Here is a 25,678-nt window from a genome sequence, read left to right on the forward strand (position 1 = left end):
CGTTATTCGTTGTTTGAGTTTTGCCGTTGGTTATTACGTTTGAGCTTCAGTTGATTGAAGCAGCCGTCTGATTTCGGCCAGATTCTCTTTCAGCACGTAGCCGCAAGCGCCCGCCGCGCGGGCCGATTCGTGCAGAATCGGCTGATCGTAATTGGTTACGATAATGACGCGTGCTTGCGGAAAGGCAGCCAGCAATTGCCGGGTCGCACTAATCCCATCCAGCACTTTCATCTCGATGTCCATCAGCACGAAATCGGGTTGATGCGTTTGATAGGCCGCGAGCGCCTGTGCGCCATCGCTGCATTCATAGACGACCTCGCCCAGCTTGCCCACCATTGCACGAATCAAGCGGCGCATTTCCGGGTTGTCATCTACGATCAAGACCTTTGCCATTGCTGTTTTCCTCGGCGGTGATTGTGCGAAAAACGGGCGGGGTTTTGAATAGCGAGAACTGCTCAATTTGGCTGAGTAGCTGTACTCAATTTTCTAGGTAGTTCTACTCAGACGCGGCGGCTGAGAGCGGCACCGAAAGCGCTGGCTTAGCTGAGTTCGGCTTTATGTTGCAAGGCGAATTTGACCAGCGCGTGCGCGCCGTGCAATTCGAGTTTGACGCAGATGTTGGCGCGATGATTTTCGATGGTGCGGGTGCTGACGCCCAGGTCGTTGGCGATTTCTTTGCTGGTTTTGTATTCAGCCAGCAGCGCCAGCACGCAGCGTTCGGTGGCGGTCAACGTCTGCAAGCCCGGCTGTTCTTGCGTCAGCGCAGCGTTGCGGCGACTGCGTTCGAGCAACAGGCCACTCAGTGCAGGACTGATGTAAGGCTGCCCGCTGGCTACCGAACGAATGCAATTGACCACATCGGCGGCGACGGAATCTTTGATCAGATAACCCAGCGCGCCGACTTCCAACGCTTCGTTAAAATGCAGCGCGTCTTTGTGCATGGTCAGGAAAATGACTTTGACGGGCGAGCGTGTTTCGCGCAAGCGGCGCGCGACGCCGAAGCCATCCAGACGCGGCATGTCCAGATCGAGAATCGCGATTTCCGCCTGGCAATCGCGCAGCAACACCAGCGCCGCTTCGCCATCGTCGGCTTCCGCAACGACTTTTAATTGCGCGTCGCGCTCGATGACCTGCTTTAGTCCCTGGCGAAAGATCGGGTGGTCATCGGCTACCAACAAACGAATTTCACGATTCATGTTTTTCTCCTGTCAGCGTCAACGTAATTTTGATCGTCGTGCCCGCCCCGGCGGCGGATTGCAGCGTGTACGTTCCGCCCAACATCCGCGCCCGCTCGGCCATCCCGATTAAGCCGAAGCCCCCAGCTTGTGGATTTGGCGCACCGTTGACTTGCTGGTTTCCAACCTCCACCTTCCGCGTTCCGCCCTCCACAATCTCAAAGCCCTGTCCGTTGTCGTGAATCACTAGCTGCAATTGCTGCCCCTGCTGGCGAATCGTCAAGCGCGCGGCGGTGGCGCGCGAATGTTTGATGATGTTGTTGATGCTCTCTTGCACGATGCGATAAAGATTGATTTCCGCTTCTTTGGCAAACAATCCGTCAAGCGGATCCAGTTCGGTGACAAATGCAATCCCCGACGACTGCTCGGCCTGCTGACAAATGGCCTGCAAGGTTTTCGTCAACCCAAAGCGATCAATCTGAAAGGGGCGCAGGTTATAGGCAATCGTGCGCGCCTCTTCAATAGCGTGCGTGGCGGAGTTGGTAATCTCTTCCAATTGCTCCACTGTGTTTTCAGCATCCTCGATGCCAGTGAGCGCCAGATACGCGCGATTCTTGATGATCAACAAACTCTGACCCAGGCTGTCGTGCAATTCGGCCGCGATGCGTTGACGCTCCTGTTCCTGCGAAGCGAGCAATTGACGTGAGAACCGCTCTTGCGCGACACGCGCATTATCCAATTGGTTCAGACGGAACCTGACCAAGCCAGCGATCCCGGCGGCTACGCCCAATCCGATCAGCGTGATGAACCACCACGTGCGATAAAACGGCGGCAGCACTTTAATGAGCAATTGCTGCCCCGTCTGATTCCACAAGCCGTCGCTGTTCGCCGCAATCACCTTGAAGGTGTAATTGCCCGGCGGCACATGCGGATAATAGGCCGTGCGCCGCGTGCCCGCGTTCACCCAATCCTGATCGAGGCCGACGAGTTGATAGCGGAATTGCAGATGTTCTGAGTTGATAAAACTCAGTGCGGTGTATTCGACCTCGAAGTTCTCTTGTCCAGGTTTGAGTTGCACTTCACGCTCAAAGGCGAGCGGCTTGCGGTCAACATTGAAGGCTTCGATCAACACAGGCGGCGGCTGCGGGTTTTGGTTGACGGTCGCCGGATCAATCACGGCCACGCCCTCCATCGTCGGGAACCACAGTTTGCCATCGCGTGCTTTGATGCCTGCGGGCCAGCGTCCGCCGTTGCATTCGACATTCAGCAAGCCGTCGCTTTTGCCGTAGGCGATCGAACTGATCGTCTTGATTTTGCCCGCTGCGAAATCATTCAGTTCCTGTTTGCGCACACGATAGATGCCGCGATTACAGCTCATCCAAAACCAGCCGTAATCATCTTCCAGAATTTGAAAAACGCCGCTATCAAATAGCCCTTCACGCGGCAAGTAAGACGTGAATTTCCCGTCCTTGAAGCGCCCCAAGCCGCCATCATACGTGCCAATCCACAACACACCGTCGCGGTCTTGATAGAGCGCCCGCACCGTATTGCTGGGCAAACCATCCTGCGCTGTCCAGGCTTTGAATTGCCCGTCTTTGTAATGCGTCAAACCACCATAGCTGCCAAACCAAAGACCACCCGCGCCATCAGGGATGACGACCTTTGTGTCGTTGCCTGCCAGCCCATCTTTGGTGGTGAAGTGCGTTGTCACGCCGTTTTCATAACGCAACACACCTTCCATCGCGCCGAACCAAAACGCGCCGCCGGTGTCTTCGTATATCGTCCAATAAGTTCGCAATACAGGCGGCGTAATTTTCGGGCTGACCGTTTCCACTCGTCCCGCGACCAAGCGCGAAACCTTATCAATCCCGCCCATCCACAAATTCCCCGCGCGATCCTGATACAACGATGACACCGTATTCCCAAACTGCTCCGTGCCCGTCGCAATGTTTTTGAAAGTCTGATCCTTGAACTGGAAAAGCCCGTTTGCCGCCGTTCCAATCCAGATTGCGCCATCGGCAGCTTCGTAAATCGGATAGACTTCAGTCCCCGTCAAACCTTGTGCTTTGGCGTAGGTCAGCACCGATTGTCGCCGCACGCGGTACAAACCGTTGTGCGCTGTTCCGATCCAGTAATTGCCTTCACGATCAGCAAACGCCACGATGATGTCCGCCAAATTGTCGAAGCCTTCCGGCATTTGCGGCGCGACCAATTGGCTTGCGCGTGATTCCAGCTCGGTGAGCCAGAGGCTGTTGTTGTTCCCCAGCGAAAACGCTTTGAGCGGGAATTGCCCGTAGACCAGCACCGATTTATTGCCTAACAAGCCATCCTGCTGGTCGAAAATTTTGATGCGATTTTGCGCATCAATACGGATCAAGCCTTTATCCCGTGAATAAAACCAGATGTCACCCTGGCGATCCCGCATTGGCGTGACACTATTGAAGTGATCCTTGCCATTCTGCGGTAGCAGCCAGGTGCGTTCCTGTCCGTTGAGAAAGAACGTCACTTCATTGTGAACCTTTGAGAAACACGGCAAGCGTTTCGCGTCATCTAAATGCGCGCTCGACATTCCATTGAGAGCGCTCGCTGGAGTAACCGTTGTCGGGACAAATTTTTGATCTACCCAACGCAGAATCATTTGCACATAAATGACAATCAGATTCCCCTGGCCATCGCCTCCGATGACCCCAACGGTATTGCCCGGCAATCCATTCGCAGTCGTGTAGGTGCTGAAGCGCCCCTGATGGAGGCGCGTGATGCCGCTATCCTCTGTGCTGGCCCATAAATCGCCGAAACCATCTTCGTAAAGCCAATTGAACCGGTTGCTGAGAATGCCCGGCGCATTGCTTTTGTTGAAGACGGTAAAGCGCACGCCATCAAAGCGCACCAGCCCGTCAAACGTCGTGAACCAGAGATAGCCATCGCGCGTTTGCACAATGTCGCGCACCGAGTTTTGCGGCAAGCCGTTGTCCGCCGTCCAATGATCGAAGCGATATTGCGCCTGGACCGCCGTGCTGAACAGCCAGAGCCAGAGCAAACAATAAAACCGGGTTAGACCTGCTCGTGCAGTCACCAAATAACACCTTGCGCTTGAGAGAAAACAAACGGATAGAGGGGGTGGGAAAACCGGCGGCACTCTAAAACAAAACGGGCAGGCCGACAATGACCTGCCCTTAGCAAACGTGATTTGGCTCCGTGCTTTCAGTGTGGCCCCGCAGGCCGGCCACCCGACTGTTCGCTAGGGTCGGCTCAATCGCAGGCCGTCGCTTGAGCACTGAATGAACCATGTGCTGGTGGCGGCCCACCACACCGTCACATCGGCCAGCCCGTCCTCGTCATAATCCCCCAGCGCCGCTTGATCAAGGAACCGCCAAGGCGGCTTCGATGATTTCGCCCGTGAATTTCTCTCCGTCAAGCGGCAGCGTTGGCGAGGCGCCGAGGCCCAAGTCCGCGCCTGTTTGATATTCGCCCGAAACAGTTCCTGGCTTGCCTGCTGCGCGGTCGCACGGCTGAACGCCTGTGCGTCAATACCCGCTTGGGCCGCGGCGGCTTGCCAGTTGTCATCACGATAATTTTCAGCCCGCGCCGCCAGATAAGCGCGATGCTGGTCGGGATAGTCGCGCGCCACGACGAGTTGCCGAATGTCTTCGTCAATTTCCGGCTGGCCGTGCAAGCTGTTGAAAACGACGCGCCCGGCGCGGCGCTCTTCGCCCGCGATGTAATTCGGCCAAAACTCAACCTGCTCGCCCAATTCCCGCACCAACGGCGCGACGGATTGTTCCGCCAGCACGCGAACGGGCCCTGGCTCGTGCGGCACGCGGCGGCAAAACCGGTAGAAAAAATTTCGTGGGGAAAGAAAATTTAGTTTGGCTGCTTCCTGGGTACGCCCGCGTCTTCACAGCAGTGGGCGTGCAGACTTGGCGCAAGACCGCTAGAGGCTGAAAGGAATCCCTCCGGCATCAATTGCTCTCACGCCAAGACCGCACGCTGGCAGCGGTGCGTACCCGGGTTGGCTCTGCTATACTCCGCCACGCAATCCCCACAATCCCGAAACAAGCGATGGCTTTCACTTCTCCACAAGAGATCACGCAACTGTTGCGCGCCTGGAATGGCGGCGACGCGGCAGCCTTGGAAAAGTTGACGCCACTCGTCTATCAGGAATTGCACCGGCTGGCGCACCGGCATCTGGCGCGTGAACAGCACGACTACAGCCTGCAAACATCAGCGTTGGTCAACGAAGCGTACTTGCGGCTGGTAGATGCGCAACAGGTAGATTGGCAGAATCGCGCGCATTTCTTTGGCGTCTCGGCGCGGCTGATGCGCCAGATTCTGGTGGATTTCGCCCGCCAACGCGACAGCCAGAAACGCGGCGGCGGGGTTTCAGTCATTGGTTTGGAAGATACACCGAATCAAGGCCTGGACATTGCCCAAGTCCCTAGCGCCGATCTGGTCGCGCTGGATGACGCGCTGAATTTGCTGGCCACGCTCAATCCGCGGCACAGTCAGATCGTCGAATTGCGCTTCTTCGGCGGCTTGGGTGAAGTGGAAATCGCCGAGGTGTTACAAGTCTCGGAACGCACCGTGCGCAGCGATTGGCGCATGGCGCGGGCCTGGTTGCAGCGCGAATTGTCGCGTGCCTGATGCGAGATAATGACTCCCGAACGGTATTTGGAAATCACCCGCCTCTGTCAGGCCGCGCTGGAATTGAACGCCAGCCAGCGCGCCGCTTTCCTGTCACAAGCCTGCGCCGGCGATGACGACTTACGCGGCGAAATCGAAGCGCTGCTGGCGGCGGACGCGCAAGCAAACAGTTTGATTGACAAGCCTGCGCTGGAAGTCGCCGCCAAGCTATTTGCGCGCGAACAGCGTTCACTCGCGGGCGAGCGGCTGGGCAATTATCAAGTGCTGTCGCGTTTGGGCGCGGGTGGTATGGGCGAAGTTTATTTGGCCGAAGACACGCGCCTCAAACGCAAGGTCGCGCTCAAACTGTTGCCCGCCGCGTTCACGCAGGACAGCGAGCGGGTCAGCCGCTTTGAACAGGAAGCACAAGCCGCCTCGGCGCTCAATCATCCAAACATCCTGACGATTTATGATTTCGGCCAGACGGCCACGGGGCAAGGCAGCTTGCATTACCTCGCCACCGAGTTTGTCGAAGGCCAAACGCTGCGCCAGCTTTTGCAAAGCGGGCCGCTGCCCGTCTCACCAGTCATCGAAATCGGCGTGCAATTGGCCGATGCACTGGCGGCGGCGCATCAAGCCGGGATTATTCACCGCGACATCAAACCCGAAAACATCATGCGCCGCCCCGACGGGTACGTGAAACTGCTTGATTTCGGCCTGGCCAAATTGACCGAGAAAGCGCACTCGCCAGCCCTGACTGACCCCGGCAAGGTGATGGGGACGGTGAGTTATATGTCGCCGGAGCAGGCGCTGGGCCAACCGTTGGACGCGCGCACAGATTTATTCAGCCTGGGCGTGGTGTTGTATGAATTGCTGACCGGGGCGCATCCTTTCACCGGCGCCAGCGAGGCAGCGGTTTATGACGCGCTCTTGCGCCAGCCGCCTGCGTCTTTGCGGCAATCGCAGCCTCATTTGTCCGCCGAACTGGAATGGATTCTCAAGCGTGCGTTAGAGAAAGAGCGCGAGTTGCGGTATCAGACGGCGGCGGATTTGAAAGCGGCCTTACTCGCGCTCAAACGCAATTCCGATGCAAACACCATCGCCGTCAACACCTCGAGCGCACAGCCTCGCGCGCCGCGCACAACCAAAAAGTTCGGACTGCTGAAAATTGCGGCGGCGCTCGTGGTGCTCATGGGCTTGGGTGTGGCTGGGCGGTGGTGGCAACGCGGCAAGCTTGAGGTGCGCAGCACTGCTACGCGCCCGCCAATTTCCTTTACCCGCCTGACTGCGCAAGCCGGGCAGGAGCTTTATCCCAGCCTTTCCCCGGATGGCAAACAACTCCTGTTTGTCGGTGACGAGTCTGGCAACCGCGACATCTGGTTGCAACGTGTGGGCGGCGCGACGGCACTCAACCTGACGCGCGATTGCATCGCGGAAGACACGCAACCCGCATTTTCGCCCGATGGTGAACAAATCGCGTTTCGCTCGGAACGCGACGGCGGCGGCATCTTTTTGATGGGTGCGACCGGTGAGAACCTGCGACGGCTGACCCATCAGGGATTCAATCCTGCCTGGTCGCCCGCAGGCAACGAGATTGTGTATGCCACCGGCTATTTCACCGATGTGCCTAATAATCGCAGTGCGCCGCCCAGTGCGTTGCACGTCCTCAATGTGCAGACAGGCACGACCCGCCAGTTGATTGAGGGTGACGCCGTGCAGCCCAACTGGTCGCCACACGGTCAGCGCATCGCGTACTGGGGGATTCATCGCGGCGGCCAGCGCGACATTTGGACGGTTCCCGCAGCGGGTGGCGTGCCTGTGCAAGTGACCAATGATGGTTCGGTCAATTGGAATCCGGTCTGGTCGCCCGATGGCCGTTATCTTTACTTTGCCAGTGACCGTGGCGGCAGCATGAATCTGTGGCGCGTGCCACTAGACGAACCGACCGGCCAAGTGCAGGACGCGCCCGAACCGGTGACGACGCCTGCCACCTATAGCGGCTTCATCAGCTTTGCGCGCGATGGCCGGCATCTGGTTTATGTGGAATCGAACTATCAAGTCAATTTGCAGGAAGTGGCTTTTGACCCCGTGAAGCTGCGCGTCGGCGGGACGCCGCAATGGATCACGCGCGGCGCGCGCATCGCCACGCAACAGCATGTTTCGCCGGATCAGCAATGGCTCGTCTTTGATTCACTGGGCAATCGGCAGGAAGACCTCTTCATCGTCCGCCGTGATGGCAGCGGTTTGCGCCAATTGACGAACGACCCGTTCAAGGAGCGTGCGCCGCGCTGGTCGCCGGATGGCAGGCACATCCTCTTTTTCACGGATCGCACGGGCCGCTATGAGCTGTGGCAGATTAACGCGGACGGCAGCGATGCCAAGCAATTGACCTTTACAACCGGGTCACAGATTCAAATGCCGCAATGGTCACCCGACGGACGCACCATTCTGTGCAGCTTGCAAAATCAACCACCGTTTCTGATGGACCCGGCGATTCCCTGGGCACAGCAAACACCGCAAGCGCTCCCGGCCAAAGGCTTCCCGGAAAATTTTTTGGTTTCATCCTGGTCAGCCGACGGACGGAAGTTGATCGGCTATCGCAACGGCATTTTTACTTACACGTTCGCCACGCAGCAATATGAACGGCTGGCCGATGCCGGCTACCTCCCCATCTGGCTCAATGACAATCGTCATGCGCTCTTTATCGCCACAGACAAACTCAACCTGCTCGACACCCAGACCCGGCAAATCATCGAAGTCCTCTCCGTTGCGCCGCGGCTGCTGAAATTTATCTCTGTCTCCAAAGATAACCGATTCATCAGCCTGAGCGTGGATACCAGCGAAGCCGACATCTGGCTGGCGGCGCTCACAGAAACACCTGCTCCCAAATAACGATGCGCCACCAACCAGAGCCTCCGGACAGCGCGCCAGTTGCGCCGCAATCGTGATTGGATTGTCAGCGCGCGCCAGCTTGTCACGAACACAAAAGCCGCTGGCCCGCACTTGCGCTTCAAACCAGGGTTGCAAAGCCCTCAAAACATCCGCCAAAGACCTCTGGCTGAGTCCCGATTCCCGGTTCCTGATTCCTGATAAACTAAAAATACCGGCTGATTGTCAATTTGTCAGGAATCGGGCGTCAGGATTCGGGAGTCAGCCAAACCGTTCGAGCGCTCTCGCTGGCGACTTTGCAAAAGCCCTGCGCTTCAAACCAACCAATGTGGCGCTGCTTTTCCACTCCCGCCTTCCGTGTTGTATCATCCGGCTTCCTACGCATCCGCTTTTATCCTCTAAAGGAGTTCGTCACCCGTGGCAATCGTCAAACCCTTTCGCGCGTTACGCCCGCATCCGGCCCAGGCGGCGCAGGTTTCCGCCGTCCCTTACGATGTCGTCAACATTGAAGAGGCGCTCCATCTGGCGAGCGACAATCCGCTCAGCTTCCTGCGGGTCTCGCGTCCTGAAATCGAATTGTCGGCAGGCCCCAATGGTATGGATGTATACGCCGACGCGGTTTACGCCCGCGCTGCCAGCAACTTTCAACGGTTGATCGAACAAGCGCCGCTCATCACCGAAGCCGAGCCGAGCTTTTACATTTACCGCTTGAAGATGGGCGAGCGCACACAAACGGGTCTGGTCGCCTGCTGCGCGGTGGATGAATACGACAGCGACATCATTCTGAAACACGAACGCACCCGCAAAGACAAAGAGGATGACCGCACGCGCCACATCCTCACCTTGCGCGCGCAAACTGGCCCCGTCTTCACCACTTATCGCGCCGATGCGACAGTGAACACGTTGACCGAAGCCAGCACGGCCAGTGCGCCACTCTTTGATTTCGTCGCGGCGGATGGCGTCGCCCATACGATCTGGCTGGTGCCGGTCGAACAGAATGCGGCCTTCGTCAACGCCTTTGCCGAAGTCCCCAAGCTTTACATCGCCGACGGTCATCACCGCGCCAAAAGTGCCAGCCGCGCGCGCGAAGAATTGAAACAACAGAATCCGCAACACAACGGACAAGAGGAATACAACTTTTTCCAATGCGTGCTCTTCCCTGCCGACCAGTTGCAGATTCTGGCGTATAACCGCGCGGTCAAAGATTTGAATAGCTATTCGGTGCAAGAGTTTTTGAATGAAGTCGCCGGGAGCTTTGAGATCACGCCGGACGCCACGCCCGTGCCCGCCAAACAGGCGCGCTTTGCGATGTACTTAAACGGGCGCTGGTATGGGTTGAAGTTGCGTAATGACATCACACGTTCGTTCGACATTACTGACCAACTGGATGTGAGCGTGCTGCAAAATCATTTGCTGGCGCCGGTGCTGGCCGTGCAAGACCCGCGCACCGACAAACGTATAGACTTCATCGGCGGCATTCGCGGCGCCGCCGAGCTGGAACGCCTCGTCAACGAAGGCCAAGCTGCCGTCGCCTTCTCGCTTTTCCCGACCACGCTGGACGACCTGATGAACGTCTCGGACGCGGGCGAAATCATGCCGCCCAAATCCACCTGGTTTGAACCGAAGCTGCGCGATGGTTTGTTGAGTCACTTGATATAGGGACTAGGGGCTTGGGGTTAGGGGCTGCTGTTTGAGTTCCACCCCTAGCCTCTGCCCCCTCTTCCCTGACCTCTATGAAAGTTTTGATTGCAGATAGATTCGAGCAAAGCGGCCTGGATGGCTTGGAAGCTCTCGGCTGTACGGTGATTTATAACCCCGGACTGAAAGAGGAGGGGTTGGCCAATGCGCTTTCTGAATCGCAAGCCGAAGTGCTGGTCGTGCGTTCGACCAAAGTCACCGAAGCCATGCTCGACGCCGGGCGTTTGAGCCTGGTCGTGCGCGCGGGCGCGGGCTTCAACACGATTGACGTGAAGGCAGCCTCGGCGCGCGGCATTTACGTCTCGAACTGTCCGGGCAAAAATTCGATTGCGGTGGCCGAACTGGCAATGGGTCTGCTGCTGGCGCTGGATCGGCGCATCGCCGACAACGTCGCCGATTTGCGCGCGGGCCAGTGGAACAAGGGCGAATACGGCAAGGCGCGCGGCCTATATGGCAAAACCATCGGCCTGATCGGACTGGGCCAAATCGGACGCGAGATGATCATGCGGGCACGCGGCTTCGGCTTGCGCGTCATCGGCTGGAGTCGCAGCCTGACGCCCGCAGCCGCCGAATTGCTGGGCATCACCTTTCGCCAAACCATCGCAGAGGTCGCCGATGACAGCGACATCCTGAGCGTGCACCTGGCGCTGACGCCCGACACGCGCGGCATCATCAATGCCGAGGTGTTCGACGTGCTGAAACAAGGCGCCTATTTCATCAACACCTCGCGCGCCGAGGTCGTAGACCAAACCGCGCTCGCCAACGCCATCAAACACAAGGGCCTGCGGGTTGGATTGGACGTGTTTGCCACAGAACCCGCCGGGGCAACCGGCGCATTCACCGACCCCATCGTGCAATTACCGAATGTTTACGGCACGCACCACATCGGCGCTTCGACCGAACAGGCGCAAGAGGCCATCGCCGCCGAAACCGTGCGCATCATCGGCGCGTTCAAAGAAACGGGCCGCGTGCCCAACGTCGTCAACCTGGCTGACAGCACCCCCGCGACCAACTTGCTGGTCGTGCGCCACCGCGACCGCCCCGGCGTGCTGGCTCACGTGTTGAACGAAATTCGCGCCGCGCACATCAACGTCCAGCGCATGGAAAACATCGTCTTCGCGGGCGCGGAAGCCGCAATTGCCCGCATCGAATTGGATGGCCCCTTGCACGACGCCACGCTGGAACGGGTGCGCGACGGCAATGAGGATATTATTGAAACAGCATTGCTTGTTCTTTGAACCACATGCTGAAGAAGAAGAACGCTTGCAATTCAGCAACGTGAGTAAATTCGGAGTGTTTCAACGCGAAAATCATGGCTAAGCATAGGAACCGGACTATACCTAAAAGTTTTTCTCAACGGTTAGTAACTTTGATCTCCGAGTCTGAATTTATCCGGTTTGAACACATTCTTGGAGAGCCAAACTTTTTTAGAATTGTTGGGCGAACTCATTATGAACGGTGGCATTCTTGCTTTTTAGGCTGGCTATTAGACCCCGGCGGGTCACACCTCTTATCGAACTACACCTTGATCCGGTTTTTACTGCTCTTGACTGACGAAAGGTGCTTGAAGCCAATAACGGCCCAAAGCCAAAACTTGCTCGACATATTACCAACACTGGAGTTTAACGATGTCGAGGTTACACCTAACGAATACGTGTCAACTGAGACTAGCATACAGGGGGTTGGCAGATTCGATATTTTCCTAACTGCCACTTATCAAAACACTCTTGGCTCCAATGGCAAGATAAATATCATTTTCGAGCTAAAGATTGACTCAAAACCGAACGGAGAGCAGTCAAGAAAATATGCCGACTGGCTGCTTTCAAATCATCCAAATGACTCAAACTTTTTAGTTTACTTGCTACCGAAACTCGGCCAGTCCTCTGAAGAGACCGTAGATGATAACAGGTGGCATTGCATCAACTATCAACTATTAAACGACAAGTTGCTATTACCATTATTGGATCACCCAAGTCTCAACGACAAAGTTAAGCCTTTTGTTGTTCAATACCTAAAAAATCTAAAAAGCCGGTACAGAGGGATAAAAATGGCTATTACCAATGAAGAAAAGAAAATGGCTATTGCCTTGTACGAAAAATACAGCGACGTATTTGACTCCATATACGACGCGCTGTTTGCTGAAGGAATAATTGACTACAGCACTTCTGACATACAAGAACCGAAAGGTAGAGTCGCAGGACGTATTGCGGCTAAGGTAGACGGGAAGGTGTTTTCGAGTGAAAATTTAAGACTGTTGTTTTCAGATGTCTTAAAGTATTTGGTGGATAAAGACCTTATCAAAAAACTTCCCTTGCCATGGGGAAGTACAAAACAATGATATATCATCACCAACGAAGATCAGCCCGTTCACCCTAATGGCAGAAACTTTTTTTATCCTGTTAAATACAATGGCTACACTTTAGAAAGTCACTATGCTCGCGAGAGGGGGCTACAGGTACTTAAAGACTTGTGCGAAAAGCTCGAAATCGATTTTGAGCCAATTGAAACGTAGCTTTATCCGTGATGCATCATGAACATTTCGCCCAGTCAAAATTACAATACCTACTTAAGCAAACACGTCACCAACCCGCTCCATCAAGCTAGGATGAGCGCCCTAAATGAGTTGAGCTTGACGAGTCTTCTTATGGCGCAAAACCCATATCTTTTGCAATCTAAGAAAGTCACGAACATAAAGCCGATCTGGGAGTTGGTTAAGGCCCTCATTGATGCCTTTCTCTTCTCGCAAGAGGAAGTAATTCTTGACAACTTGCTCAAGGGGTTCGCTATCCAAATCTCTAAAACTTTATACGGCGGCTTCAAGTCGTCGTTGAAAAGCGTTGACCTGGAATTCGAGCGCGACGGCCTATACCACATTGTTGGTATCAAGTCCGGCACGAACTGGGGTAATAGTGATCAGATCAATCGTATGCGCGACGACTTCAAAACCGCGCGTGAGTTGCTGCGTGAACGCGGCTTGGAGCAGGAAATCATTGCCGTCAATGGCTGCATTTATGGCAAAGACCGCAAACCTTTCAAAACTCACCAAGACCCCGACAAGCAATACTTCAAGTATGCGGGCCAGGAATTTTGGCGCTTTATTTCCGGCGATGACCAACTATACCGCGAGATCATCACGCCGATTGACCAGGAGGCGCGGCAGAAAGACGAGGTCTTCAAAAAAGCCTACGCCGCTAAGATCAACGAAATGACCCAACAATTCAGCGCCCAATTTATGACCCCGGATAATCAGATTGATTGGCTTAAGCTGATTGATTTTGTTTCCAAACGCGAAGCGGCGGGTTAGTCCTGTGCCTTTGCTCATTTCTTTAAAAGGAGTTTTCATTCTCATGACCGAACGTGTTTTCAACTTCAGCGCCGGCCCTGCCGTGCTGCCTGAAGCCGTACTCAAACAAGCGCAACAAGACCTCTTCGCCCTGCCCGGTGTTGGCATGTCCGTGCTCGAAATCAGCCACCGCTCGGCGGCCTTTGAGCAAATCATCGCCGAGGCCGAAGCCGACCTGCGCGCGCTGTTGGCGATTCCCGACAATTACAAGGTGCTCTTCCTGCAAGGCGGCGCGAGCATGCAATTCACGATGGTGCCGATGAATCTGCTGTCCAAAAGCGCGAGCGCCGATTACCTGACAACCGGCAGTTGGGGCCAGGCCGCAGTCAAAGAAGCTAAGAAGCTGGGCACGGTGCGCGAAGCCGCCAACACCAGCGACACCAACTTCAACCGCCTGCCCAACGCCGAAGAGATCAAGCTTGATCCGCAGGCGGCCTACGTGCATTTCACCTCGAACGAAACGATCTTCGGCGTCGAGTTTCAGGAAGAACCGCATTTCGGTGACGCGACGCTGGTCTGCGATATGTCCTCGAACTTCATCAGCAAGCCGGTGGATGTGGCGCGTTACGGCTTGATTTACGCGGGCGCGCAAAAGAATGCCGGCCCGGCGGGCGCGACCATCGTCATCGTGCGCGAAGACTTGCTGGCCAGCGTGCCGGAAGGTTTGCCCGCGATGTTGGATTACCGGAACCTGGCCAAGAACGGTTCGATGTACAACACGCCGCCCTGCTTCGCGATTTACCTCTGCGGCTTGGTGTTCAAGTGGGCGCTCAACGAAGGCGGATTGGCGGCAATGCAGGCAAAGAACGCGGCGAAGGCGAAGATTCTGTACGATGCCATTGACGCTTCGGACAATTACTATCGCGGCCACGCCCAACGGGATTGCCGCAGCCTGATGAATGTCACCTTCCGCCTGCCCAGCGAAGACCTCGAAAAGAAATTCATCAAGGAAGCCACCGCCGCCAAGCTGGACGGGCTGAAAGGCCATCGCTCGGTGGGTGGGTTGCGCGCTTCGATTTACAACGCGTTTCCACAGACGGGCGTGGAGCGGCTGGTGGAGTTTATGGGCGAGTTTCAGAGGAACAACGGGTAACTAGAAGTGTCAGTAGCTCGACAGCGTACACGACAATGATAACGATGATATTTCGAAAAAAACCGGCTTTGATGTATGGGCTGGCGATGTTCATCGCGCTCGTCGGCATGTTCGACGCGCTTTATCTCACCGTCCAGCACCTAACCGGCAAAAGCGTCAAATGCTCCGTCACGCACGGCTGCTCGGTCGTGCTCAGCAGTGCGTATGCCACTATTGCGGGCATCCCAACGGCGGCGTTTGGCATATTGGCGTATTTCACGGCGTTCAGTTTGGCGACGCTGGCGGCGTTTGGTTACGGCTGGGCGCGCCTCGGATTGCTGGCGGTCGTCGTGCCGATGGTGTTGACCTCGCTCTGGCTGTTTTATTTGCAAGCCTTCGTGCTGCACGCCTTCTGTCAGTTTTGTTTGCTGTCGGCGGCACTGACGGTGCTGCTGACCTGTCTGGCGCTCGTGGGCAAATTCAAAGTACCTGCGCCTGCGCGGGACGTTTGACCACGACATTCCACTACACAAATGCAAAGAGCACGCAGAGGCCTTCACCGCCCTTTCGTGCTCTTTGCATTTGTGCGGCAAAGCCTTGAAGTTATTTGCGCGGCGCCAGGCGCAGATTAATTTCTTTGCGCAACTCTTCCAACGTGAACTTTTCGTTGGGGACCTGCACGCCATTCAGAAAGAGCGTCGGGGTGGAATCCACTTTCAACGAGGTGGCGCGTTGCATATCCGAAGCAATCTGGGCGCGCACGGCGGGGCTATTCACATCGCGCTTGAACTTTTCCATATCCAGCCCGATCTGGTGCGCGTAATCCATGGCAATCGGCGAAAAATCCTCCACTTCACTCCAGACCTTCTGCGTGTCATAGAGCAGGTTATGCATGTCGGCAAAACGCCCCTGCAGCGCGGCGGCCACCGAGGTCATGGCGGCCGGCACCGCGTTCTTGTGAATCTGGCTGAGCGGGAAATGATAGAAAGACAATTGCATGCGCCCGCCGAATTCGTTCTTCAGCGATTTGAGAATGGGGTGCAACGCGCCGCAGGGCGGGCATTGATAATCACCGAATTCCTCAATGGCGACGACATCTTTTTTCACCAGCGCAGGCGTCGGACTCAGTTCGGTTTTGGCCGCGCCTTTCGCGGGCGTTGCAGCAGGACTGCCGCTGGCGGCGGGGGATTCGATTGGTTGCGGTTTGGGCGAAGACGCGCTGAATAACCAGGCGCCCGCGCCCACGATGACTAACAGCGTGACGCCGATGATGACAAAGGGTAAATAGCGTTTCATCTAATTCGATCCTGTGAATAAGGTGCAGGCCGTAAGGATGACCTGTGGTGCGGCATACCTTACTGCAAGCGGCGCAATTCTCAAAGTTCCACCCAGCTTGAAAAGCTACGCTTGTGTAACCATTTTTTCTGGTGAAGCGCTCGGCCCAATCGCTGGCGCCAGTGGCCGCCAGCAAGCAGCGGTTTGGGGTTCATTGCGGCAGGTGTACGTAACGGTAAAGCGCGCTGGCCAGTAGCAACGTGAGCAGCAACCATGCGCCGAGTTGTTGGGTGCGGGTGAAATTCATTGTGGAAACAAGTTCGTAGTACCGGCTGTGGCCGGAAACCTTTACGCTTTCAGCTCTCCGGCTAAAGCCCAATGAGGTTGAATTAGCAATGTCCGACAAGCTGCCAGCTTGTCGGCGACTCCGAATTTACACAATTGGAAGCCTCGACAAGCTGGCAGCTTGTCGGACATTGCGGCACGCGGCGCTTAATTCAACCTCATTAAGCTAGCGCCGGTACTACGAACGTTTGCTATTTCTTTGTATCCGCGGCTTCCCACTCCGCGCGCGTGAGCGGGTTGACTGGTTCCAGCTTTTTGCCGGTCAGCGTGGCGTTAAGCTTGGCCAAATCCTTGGCGGCCCAATCGTCAAACGCTTTGACCACATCGGCCAACTCGCGGGCCAATGCGTCGGCGCGTTCGATCTGGGTTTGCGCGGGGCGGCCTTCGTAAAAAACCACGTCCGAATAAAGACTCGCCAGGTATTCGCGCAACCGTTCTTCGCCGGTGATCGCACCGCCCTCTTTGGTGGCGACGATTTTCTTGCGCAATTCGTCGGCTTGGGCGGCGGCGGCTTGCAATTGCGCGCGCAGCGGATCGCTGACCGGAAGCTGCGCCGCGCGCTCTTCCAGTTTGAGCCGGGCGCTGTTGATGCGTTCGACGGCGAAGGTCATTTCGCTGAGTTGGGCGTGCAGCTTCAGCGCCAGGTCGAATTGGGCTTTGCGATCCGCCGCGCTGTGTTTGGCGCGCGGGTCTGCCGTGATTTGCAGTTGCGTGGTGTAAACGTTTTTGTCTTTGGTCAGCTTGACTGTATACATACCGGGCAACAGACGCGGGCCGACGCCGGGGCCAGCCGCCGTCGCACCGGGCGGCGTTTTGGGCGGCGGCACACGCATGCCCCACAACGCGCGATTCAAACCGCGCCGCTTGCTGCTGGGCAGTGTGCCGAGCGATTTGCCGGATGCATCAAAGATTTCGAGTTTCAGATCGCCGAAGATGTGGCGTTTGCGCTGGTAATAGGTGATGACGGCCTCGCCGGTCGGATTCGCGCCGACAAAGGCCGCATCGCCATTGACCCAGCCGCCAAACGCCAGCAACTTCTGTTCAGTGGGCCGCGCCTGCACGAAACCCGCTTCCTGCGCCAGCAGCGCGGGCGTCAACGCGCGCAACGGCGTGATGTCGTCCACGATCCAAATGCCGCGCCCATGCGTGGCGATGACCAGATCGTGTTCGCGCGGGTGAATTGCCAAATCGCGCACCGCGACGTTGGGCAAGTCGCCGCCTTTGTACTGCGCCCACTGCTGGCCGCCATCGAGCGTTATCCACAAGCCGAACTCGGTGCCGACAAATAGCAAATCACGGTTGACCAAATCTTCGCGCACGACGTGCGCATAGCCACGAACACCCGCGTCATTTGCTACCAGCTTCGTCCACGTCTGGCCGAAATCGGTGGTCTTAAAAACATAAGGCCGCAGATCGCCGAAGGTGTGCAAATCGAACGTTGCGTAAACCGTGCCTTCGTCAAAGTGGCTGGCATCCAGGTATGAGACCCAGGCGTTTTTGGGCAGCCCCGCAATGTTGGCGACGACGTTCGTCCACGTCTTGCCGCCATCGCGCGTTAGTTGCAGATTGCCGTCATCAGTGCCCGCCCAGATTACGTTGGCGTTCTTGGGCGATTCGGCGATGGCATAAATCGTCGTGTGCATCTCGGCGGCGGAATTGTCGGGCGTGATGCCGCCGGATTGTTCCTGCTTCTGTTTTTCGGGATCGTTGGTCGTCAGGTCGGGCGAGATGCGTTCCCAGCTTTGGCCGTGATCGCGCGAACGAAACAGAAATTGCGCGCCCAGGTAAAGCACGCCTTGCTGCGTCGGACTGAGATGGATCGGCGTGTTCCAATTCCAACGCAGCTTGCCTTCTTTGTACTGCGGCAGCGGTTGCACGGGACGCGCTTCAAACGTCTTGCGATTCACGCGCGCGATGTAACCGCCCTGCGATTCGGAATAAACATAATCGGCGTCGCTGGGATCAGCGAAGACCCAGAAGCCGTCACCGCCGCCCACGTTTTCCCAACGGCCATTCGTGATGCCGCCCGGGTATTGCGAATCGCCGACCCACGAACTGTTGTCCTGCAAGCCACCGTAAATGTGATAGGGCCGGTCGTTGTCCAGGCTGACGTGATAAAACTGCGAGACGGGCAGGTTCTCCGCCTTCCACCACTTGTTGCCGCCGTCGTAGGAGTACCACAAACCGCCGTCATCGCCCGCGATCAGATGATCGGTGTTCGCCGGATCAATCCACACATCGTGATGATCGCCGTGCGTGCCGCCGCCCGAAATGCTGCTGAAGGTTTTGCCGCCATCGGTGCTGACGATCAGGTTGTAGCCTTCCTTGTAAACCTTGTTCTCATCCTGCGGGTCTACGATCAGGTTGGCGAAGTAAAACGGGCGCACGATCACGCCCGGACTGCGGTCGAGCAACTGCCACGTCTTGCCGCCATCAGCCGAACGATACAATCCGTCTTGCGGGATGACGGCTTCGATGGTGGCGTAAACGACATTCGGGTTGGATGGCGCGACCGCGATGGCCACGCGCCCCCAGGGCTTTGGCGGCAAACCTGTGGCGGTTTCGGTTTTCAATTCATTCCACGTCGCGCCGCCGTCGGTGCTTTTGAAGAGGCCGCTGCCACTGGGAACTTCGGCAGAATCGCCGCCCGAACGAAACGTCCAGCCTTTGCGGCGGAAATCCCACAGCCCGGCATAAATTGTTTTCGGGTTCTGTTTGTCCAGCGAGATCATCGAACAACCCGTTGAACGATTTCCACCTTTCAACACTTGCGCCCACGTCTTGCCGCCATCGGTGGTTTTGTAAAGGCCGCGCTCATCGCTGTCGCTCCACAGTTTGCCCGGCGCACAGACGTACACAGTGTTGGTGTCGGATGGGTCAACGGCGATCTTGGCGATGCGCTCGGTATCTTTCAGCCCGACGTTCGTCCAGTTTTCGCCGCCGTCAATTGATTTATAAACGCCATCGCCAACGGATGTGCTGTTGCGCGTCCACGGTTCGCCCGTGCCCGCCCAGATGACTTTGGGGTTTTTCGGATCAATCGTGATGGCGCCGATGGATTGCACCGGCTGTTTGTCGAATACCGGCTTGAAGGTCGTGCCGCCATTGACCGACTTCCACACGCCGCCGCTGGCCGAGCCGACATAAACCGTCAGCCGTTTGCCTTCCTGCACGGCGTCGAGCGCGGCGATGCGCCCGCTCATGGTGGCCGAGCCGATGTTGCGCGCGCCCAAGCCGGAGATGGTTTCGGAATCAACTTTGATGGCGGGTTTGACGGCGGGTGTTTGGGCGAGAATAGGCCCACAAAACACCAACAAAACAGTGGCCCAGAGCATAGTCTTCAGCGTCAGGGGCTTTGTGGATTTCAGCCCGTGAACGCGGGCGGCAGCATAAAGCCCAGGGTGTAGCGCGACAGCGCGAAACCCTGGGAACGGTGACGAAAAACCAGCCAGCCCGCGAACGCGGGCGGCAGACTTTGGCTCAGCAAACAATCTCTGTCGCCCGCTTCGCGGGCTTACGAACTCGCTTGGACGCCTACCTGGGGTTGCGGCTGCGCCTTCACCCCAGGCTTTATGCTGTCGCCCGCCTTCGCGGGCTGCGAGACCTTCATGCACAGACAGATTGCGGTCATTATCCAAACGCGGAATCATTTGCTCTTCCCTCCCTCTGACTGAGTCGGTTTGGCGACCGGCGCTTTGAACCGGCTATCATCCAGCGCCATGTTCGCTTCGATCTTTGCGTAAGTGATCTGCGATTTGTTTGGGCTGCCTTTCAACCCGCTCTCAAATGAAAACGGGAAATAAACACCCGCGACCTCTTTGTAATCGCCAAGCACGGTTTCCGATTCCTGTTCGGCCCCGCGCACGATGCGCTTGGTTTCGATCTTGATCGGCACGTAATAATCCGTGTCCATGAAGTAATAACTCACATCGCCGTTTTTGAGCGTCACCTTGAGTTTATAGGTGTCGGTGCCTTCGATGGGTTCGGTGCCGGCGAATTCGACCTTGTGGCCTTTCTGCCGGTAATTGACGAGCGGCCCGTCGAAGTCAGCGTCTTCGACAATGCTCTTCAGTTCTTCTTCGCTGAGCGATTCGACATCTTTTTTGCCGCCCCAGGGTTCGATCTTCCAGCCGGTCTTGCCGTCATACGCATTCACGCCAGTCATGCCCTGAAAGGTGAATTCTTCGCGCACCAATGCGCCGCGTTTATTTTCCTGCACGACGACCGCTTCAAACCCGCCACCACCGGTGAATTTGCCGGTGCGGCGCAGCGTTTTGAGCGCTTCGAGCTTGGGCGCGCCGCCGATGGTTTTGAGGTACTTGGCAATGATCTCGTCAGCGGTTTGCGCGGCGGCGGGCAGGGCGAACAGCGCCAACCCTGCCAAGGCGAGTAAACATTTCCGCATAAGCTTGCTCCTTGTTGTGATTGCGTGCGGTGACTTGCGCACAACTGGTAATGAAAATTCGAGACTGCTCAATCAACCCGGCGCAGTATGAGCAATGGCGGCGGCATCAAGCAACCAGGGAAGCCCAGGAAAAGCTCTGACAAGCGCGAATGCGCCGATCTTTTGCATGCCCAATTCCACATTCCCCACTCTCCTTTCCAAAGCAGCGTGGCAATCTTCCGCCGGTTTTGCCATTCAATGCACGGTCAGGGTGCTAGTACTCCATCAAGCTGAAAATGAGGGATGTAGGGCGGGATTTAATCCCGCCCTACATCCCGGATGCGCTCTCAGCATCCATCACTTACAGCTTGATGGAGTACTAGATCAGTTTGCACTTGCGTGTACGGGAAACTTCATGCGCCGGGACAGTACCGCGCGCGTGAGCAAGCGGTGTTGCTGCGTGAGACCTCTGCGTGTACAGGGCGAGCGCCGCTTGCTCACGCGCGCGGTATCGTCCCGCTGTCCCACCCCGTACACGCAATTGCAAACCGATCTCAGCGTCAGTTCGTTCATAGCTCAACTTGCCTTCAACAACTGCGCTGCCTGCCGTTCCGCTTCGGCAATGATCTCCGGCTCGAAGCCGAAGCCCGGCAACCAAATCGTATTCGATTGCGCGCGCCACCACGTCCATTGGCGTTTGGCGTAATGCCGCGTGTCGAGTTTCATCTGTTCGATGGCCGACGCCAGCGTGCGCGCGCCTTGCAGATATTCGACAAAGCGTTTGTACCCGTGCGCCTGAAAGGCCTTGGCGTCGAGCGGCACCCCGGCGGCCACGAGCCTTTCGATTTCGGCCAGCAAGCCGTTGGCGACCATCAGGTCTACGCGGCGATTGATGCGGTCGTACAACACCTCGCGCGGCGGTTGCAGCACGAAATAATGCAGCCGCGTGGCAAATGCCGTTGGCGCTTCCGGCGTTTGCGCTTGCCAGTAAGAAAGTGGCTGGCCGGAGGAGAAATAGACTTCGAGCGCCCGCGTGACGCGCGACCAATCCTTGGGCGCGAACCTGGCGGCGAGCGGCGGGTCAACGCGCTGCAACAGCCGATGCAAATGTTCCGGCCCCTGGCGGTCGAGCAGTTTGAGCAAGCGCGGGCGCAACCGTTCGTCAATTTCCGGCGCGGCAAAAAACTGCGTCGTCAGCGCGCGCAGATAAAACCCCGTCCCGCCCACCAGCCAGGCGGTCTTGCCGCGCGCCTCGATGTCGGCGCTGACGGCGCGCGCCTGTGCGGCCCAGGCCACGGCGGTGAAATTCGCGGTCGGTTCGACCAGATCAATCAGATGATGCGGAATGCCTTGCTGCTCTGCCGGCGGGACTTTGGCGGTGGCGACATATAGGCCGCGATAGACCTGCACCGAGTCGCAATTGATGACTTCGCCGTTGAAACGCTGGGCGAGCGCGATGCCCAAATCGCTTTTGCCTGAAGCGGTCGGGCCAACGATGGCGATCAGGGGTTGGTTGTGCGGCGTGGAAGTCACAAAGGCAGGTGTTCGTAATGGGAAAGCAAGCGGGCGACGAAAACATCCAGCGACAGCCAATCGTCCCATGTTTGGCTGCGATGCGCGGCATCGCAGATTGCAACTGCGGAATCAACGACTCGCCATTTGTTGCCCGAACCGGCTCGCGCCCGCTTGCAGGAAACTGACGAACTCCTGCTTGTCGCGCGTCAGGCCAGGAAACTTGGCGAGCGTGTTGCCCTCCGGCGTGATGACGACATAGAGCGGTAAGGCGACTGTGTTGAACTTGGTGGACATCAATTCGGCGTTTTTCACATCACCCGCTTCGTGTTCGGGCGTTTCGCGGTCAGTGTAAAGTTCGGCGAGCACGAATTTTTCCAACTCTTTGCGCACCGCCGGATCGGGAAACATGTTCTTTTCCATCCAGCGGCAATTGGTGCAAGTCACGCCGGTGAAATTCAAAAAGACCGGCTTGCTCTCGGCCTTGGCTTTCGTCACGGCAGCGTCATAACTCTCCAGCCAGGCGTGCGCATTCGCATTGGCCGTGGTTGTGCCGCCGCCGCCGTTCAAGGTGTTATAAATCGCCGCGCTGGTTGTATCCGGCGGCAGCCACGCATCCAGTTCGCCGAGCGGCGCGCCGAACAAGCCGGTCAGCAAATAGAAACTCGTCCCCAGAAAGAATACGCCAGCGAGCATGCGTTGCACGCTCAGCGTCTTCATAGGCGAATCCAACGGCAGTTGGAATTTGCCGAACAGATACAATGCCGCGCCCAAGGCCAGCCCAATCCACGCCGCCAGCACCAGGTTGCGCGAAACCGTATTCCAACCCCAAACCAGATCAACGTTGCTCAAAAACTTGAAGGCCGCGCCGATTTCCAAAAAGCCCAGCACGACCTTGACGCTGTTCATCCAGCCGCCCGATTTGGGCAGTGCTTGCAGGAAGCGCGGAAAGAGCGCGAACAAAAAGAACGGCGCGGCAAAGGCTGTCGCAAAGGCCGCCATCCCGATCACCGCCCAAAACCAATCGCCTTGTGTAGCGTAGATCAGCACCGAACCAACAAACGCCGTCGTGCATGTGAACGAGGTCAGCGTGAAGGTCACGCCCATCAGGACGGTCGCAAACAGCGTCGAATCCTGCGATTGCTTATCCAGTTTGGTCAGCAGTGCCGAAGGAATGCGAATCTCGAACATACCGAATAGGTTCAGCGCAAAGACGACAAACAGCGTCGTCAAAAACAGATTCATCCACGGATTCGCCGCCAGTTTATTCAGCCCCGTCGGCCCCGCGATCAGCGCCAACGCCAGTCCCAGCACCGTGTACGTCAGGATGATGCCCAGGCAAAAAATCACGGCATCGCGCATCGCTTTGGCGTGCGAATCGTGTTCGCGTTTGGTGAACACCGAAACCGTGATCGGAATCATCGGGAAGACGCAGGGCGTCAACAGCGCCAGCAACCCCGCGCCCAGGGCGAACCAGAGATAACCCAGCAACCCGCGCTTTTTCAGATCATTTGTCAGGTCGGGCGTCAGATTAGGCGTTTGGGCGGAAGGTGCCGTTGGTGGTAGTTGATTGCTCGTAACCGGCGCAACGCTGGCCGCAGATGCGCTCGGCGAAGGTTCCGCCGTAGCGGCGGGTGAAGCGCTCGGCGTTACACTGGGCGTCAATTTTGGCGTCGGGCTGGCGCTGGCAATTTGTGCTGGTGCGGGCGCGGGTGTCAGCGCCGCCGCCACAATCGTTGCATCCAGCACGAGCGGTACTTTTTTCGGCGGCAGGCATTGATGCTCATCGCACACCTGATAAGTGAAATTGACCGTCAGCTTTTGCGCGCCCGCCGCCGCGTCCGCCGCCAGTTTGACCGGCTGCGTGATCGTCACGGCATTCTCAAAGGTCTGGGTATTGATCTCGAAGTTCGGATCGAAGGCGGTCTTCGGTTTTGGCTGTTGCGGCGCGCCATCGGCCTTGAACGGGCCGCTCTCATCCACGGCCACTTTCATTGCGCGCGGCGGCGGCGGTTGCGTCAGCGCATAGACGTGCCAGCCCGGTTCGAGTTTGAGATTGATCAGCACTTTGGCCTTACCGCCCGCTTTGACTTGCGCCGGTTCCAGCGTGGAAGTAAGGGCGACCGGGTTCAGGCCCTGCGCCGCGGCGGGCAGCGCCAAGGCCAAAAGGGCGAACACAACGCGCGCGAATTGCTGCATACGATTCATAAAGTTGCTACCTCAGCTTGAGTGCGATGGGGTCAGGTGCTGGATTCTATCTCGCCGACTGCCTGCGGCGCTGTCAGTCAAGCTACAAAGTGTATGCCGAAGACAACGACGCGGCAACCTGTCGCTACAAGCTACCGCGTCGAATGCTACGTTGCGATGATCGCGCGTTATTTCCCAGCCCGCTGTTCCATCATCTTGGCAAAACGCTCGCGCATCATGTTCACACGCGCCTCACCATTCGGAGCCGCCTTGACCAGCTTTTCCAAACTGACCAGATATTGCGGCCCAAAAAGCTTGCGCAAGTCTTCGATCAAGTGGCCGATCTTGGCCCAGATGGCGAAAAACTCGCCATTGGTGTCGAAAAACAATTCGCGATCAATCGCGCCGTGATTGACCATCGCCGCGGCCATTTCCCAATAACTGGTCGCCTGGCGGAAGTAAGCATTGAGTTCGGGGTGTTCCCGGTCGGCAAACAACGCCTGCACGTCGGCCATGCTTTGCGGGAAGAATTCCATGATCGTGAAGTTGCGTGCCCTGCGCATCGTCGCTTCGGTGCGCAGTTCATAAAGTTTCAGAATCAGTTCAGCGTCTTGAGCGGTTGCCATTTGCTTGTCTTTCTCCAGTTATCGGCCAGTTATCGAGTTGATGTTTGGGTTTCAGCGTTGTGCGCCGCACGAGCTGCGATGAGTTCGCGCAACGCTTGGTTGACCGCCTCCTCATTAGGAAAGGCGGTAGCAACATCAGGCGCGAGTCTTACGAAACGTCGGCGCGTTTCATAGCCAGCCTGACGAGCCGCTTCACGCATTGCCGCAATGTCGTACTCAGGTGCGATGTCGTCTTCCAGGTCGTAATCGTCGTCAGTCAATATAGTTACTTCGTGCTGCATAGTACTCAAGCTCCTCTCGCCGGGTTGCTAATCTGACACTGATGATTCGTGTAACATTCCTACGTTCTGTGTATATCACAGCCAAGACGCGCCCGCGCTCGGACATTCCTAAACACAAGAAACGAATCTCGCCCACAGAGTGTGCCAAGTCCGGGAGGTTCTCTTGAAACGGATCATCAAAGATTGTCTGCGCTTCCGTAAAGGAAATGCCATGTTTCACCAGATTATACTCAGCCTTAGACTCGTGCCACTCAAATTTCATTACAACCCT

The 25,678-nt window shown here is 57.0% G+C and carries 20 protein-coding genes; 8 read left to right on the forward strand and 12 right to left on the reverse strand.

All coding sequences use genetic code 11. The features are described 5' to 3' along the window. Nucleotides 1-33: 33 nt before the first annotated feature. The 4 genes from HY011_07250 to HY011_07265 all read right to left on the reverse strand — a co-directional run bounded on the left by HY011_07250 (nt 34) and on the right by HY011_07265 (nt 4,965). Nucleotides 34-393, reverse strand: coding sequence for a response regulator transcription factor (locus HY011_07250; protein ID MBI3422719.1), 360 nt, complete (start codon nt 391-393; stop codon nt 34-36). A gap of 146 nt (nt 394-539) precedes the next feature. Continuing rightward, nucleotides 540-1,196 (reverse strand): response regulator transcription factor, encoded by a 657-nt coding sequence (locus HY011_07255; GenBank protein ID MBI3422720.1) that lies wholly within the window; start codon nt 1,194-1,196, stop codon nt 540-542. Next, the gene (locus tag HY011_07260) at nt 1,186-4,248 is read right to left on the reverse strand and encodes a hypothetical protein (protein ID MBI3422721.1); all 3,063 of its coding nucleotides are present in this window, start codon (nt 4,246-4,248) and stop codon (nt 1,186-1,188) included. The genes HY011_07255 and HY011_07260 overlap by 11 nt, the downstream gene beginning before the upstream one ends. A 165-nt stretch (nt 4,249-4,413) precedes the next feature. Beyond that, the gene (locus tag HY011_07265) at nt 4,414-4,965 is read right to left on the reverse strand and encodes a hypothetical protein (protein ID MBI3422722.1); all 552 of its coding nucleotides are present in this window, start codon (nt 4,963-4,965) and stop codon (nt 4,414-4,416) included. A 269-nt stretch (nt 4,966-5,234) separates the two neighbouring features. Between HY011_07265 and HY011_07270 the strand changes: the two genes are divergently transcribed. The 8 genes from HY011_07270 (at nt 5,235) to HY011_07305 (ending at nt 15,309) form a co-directional block, all read left to right on the forward strand. Further along, complete coding sequence (locus HY011_07270; GenBank protein MBI3422723.1) at nt 5,235-5,816, forward strand: sigma-70 family RNA polymerase sigma factor; 582 nt, start codon at nt 5,235-5,237, stop codon at nt 5,814-5,816. Nucleotides 5,817-5,825: 9 nt separating this feature from the next. Beyond that, nucleotides 5,826-8,687 (forward strand): serine/threonine-protein kinase, encoded by a 2,862-nt coding sequence (locus HY011_07275; protein ID MBI3422724.1) that lies wholly within the window; start codon nt 5,826-5,828, stop codon nt 8,685-8,687. Nucleotides 8,688-9,101: 414 nt separating this feature from the next. After that, nucleotides 9,102-10,343: a DUF1015 domain-containing protein gene (locus tag HY011_07280; GenBank protein ID MBI3422725.1), complete on the forward strand. Its 1,242-nt coding sequence runs from the start codon at nt 9,102-9,104 to the stop codon at nt 10,341-10,343. A gap of 74 nt (nt 10,344-10,417) precedes the next feature. Further along, a complete protein-coding gene (locus HY011_07285) occupies nt 10,418-11,620 on the forward strand; it encodes a hydroxyacid dehydrogenase (protein ID MBI3422726.1) in 1,203 nt (400 codons plus the stop codon). A 74-nt stretch (nt 11,621-11,694) separates the two neighbouring features. Then, a complete protein-coding gene (locus HY011_07290) occupies nt 11,695-12,720 on the forward strand; it encodes a PD-(D/E)XK nuclease family protein (GenBank protein ID MBI3422727.1) in 1,026 nt (341 codons plus the stop codon). A 192-nt stretch (nt 12,721-12,912) separates the two neighbouring features. Further along, entirely contained in the window at nt 12,913-13,686 is a 774-nt protein-coding gene (locus tag HY011_07295; protein ID MBI3422728.1) for a cytosolic protein, read from the forward strand. A 43-nt stretch (nt 13,687-13,729) separates the two neighbouring features. Then, nucleotides 13,730-14,818 (forward strand): 3-phosphoserine/phosphohydroxythreonine transaminase, encoded by a 1,089-nt coding sequence (gene serC / locus HY011_07300; protein MBI3422729.1) that lies wholly within the window; start codon nt 13,730-13,732, stop codon nt 14,816-14,818. Between the two features lie 44 nt (nt 14,819-14,862). Continuing rightward, nucleotides 14,863-15,309, forward strand: coding sequence for a vitamin K epoxide reductase family protein (locus tag HY011_07305; protein MBI3422730.1), 447 nt, complete (start codon nt 14,863-14,865; stop codon nt 15,307-15,309). Between the two features lie 91 nt (nt 15,310-15,400). Here HY011_07305 and HY011_07310 read toward each other — a convergent pair whose 3' ends face one another. The 8 genes from HY011_07310 to HY011_07345 form a co-directional block, all read right to left on the reverse strand. Further along, on the reverse strand, nt 15,401-16,093 hold the full coding sequence (locus HY011_07310) for a thioredoxin domain-containing protein (protein ID MBI3422731.1): 693 nt from the start codon (nt 16,091-16,093) through the stop codon (nt 15,401-15,403). A gap of 515 nt (nt 16,094-16,608) precedes the next feature. Then, nucleotides 16,609-19,752 carry a sialidase gene (locus HY011_07315; protein MBI3422732.1) on the reverse strand — a complete coding sequence of 1,048 codons (3,144 nt, stop codon included), beginning with the start codon at nt 19,750-19,752 and terminating at the stop codon, nt 16,609-16,611. A gap of 311 nt (nt 19,753-20,063) precedes the next feature. Then, nucleotides 20,064-20,822: a hypothetical protein gene (locus tag HY011_07320; protein MBI3422733.1), complete on the reverse strand. Its 759-nt coding sequence runs from the start codon at nt 20,820-20,822 to the stop codon at nt 20,064-20,066. Between the two features lie 555 nt (nt 20,823-21,377). Continuing rightward, nucleotides 21,378-22,334: a tRNA (adenosine(37)-N6)-dimethylallyltransferase MiaA gene (gene miaA / locus HY011_07325; protein ID MBI3422734.1), complete on the reverse strand. Its 957-nt coding sequence runs from the start codon at nt 22,332-22,334 to the stop codon at nt 21,378-21,380. A gap of 111 nt (nt 22,335-22,445) precedes the next feature. Beyond that, on the reverse strand, nt 22,446-24,521 hold the full coding sequence (locus HY011_07330; protein MBI3422735.1) for a thioredoxin family protein: 2,076 nt from the start codon (nt 24,519-24,521) through the stop codon (nt 22,446-22,448). 167 nt (nt 24,522-24,688) lie between these two features. Further along, nucleotides 24,689-25,126 carry a hypothetical protein gene (locus tag HY011_07335; GenBank protein MBI3422736.1) on the reverse strand — a complete coding sequence of 146 codons (438 nt, stop codon included), beginning with the start codon at nt 25,124-25,126 and terminating at the stop codon, nt 24,689-24,691. 29 nt (nt 25,127-25,155) lie between these two features. Continuing rightward, entirely contained in the window at nt 25,156-25,407 is a 252-nt protein-coding gene (locus HY011_07340) for a hypothetical protein (GenBank protein MBI3422737.1), read from the reverse strand. Beyond that, nucleotides 25,379-25,669: a BrnT family toxin gene (locus tag HY011_07345; GenBank protein ID MBI3422738.1), complete on the reverse strand. Its 291-nt coding sequence runs from the start codon at nt 25,667-25,669 to the stop codon at nt 25,379-25,381. The genes HY011_07340 and HY011_07345 overlap by 29 nt, the downstream gene beginning before the upstream one ends. Nucleotides 25,670-25,678: the final 9 nt, after the last annotated feature.

It is taken from the genome of Acidobacteriota bacterium (genome assembly GCA_016196035.1).
GTDB lineage: Bacteria > Acidobacteriota > Blastocatellia > RBC074 > RBC074 > JACPYM01.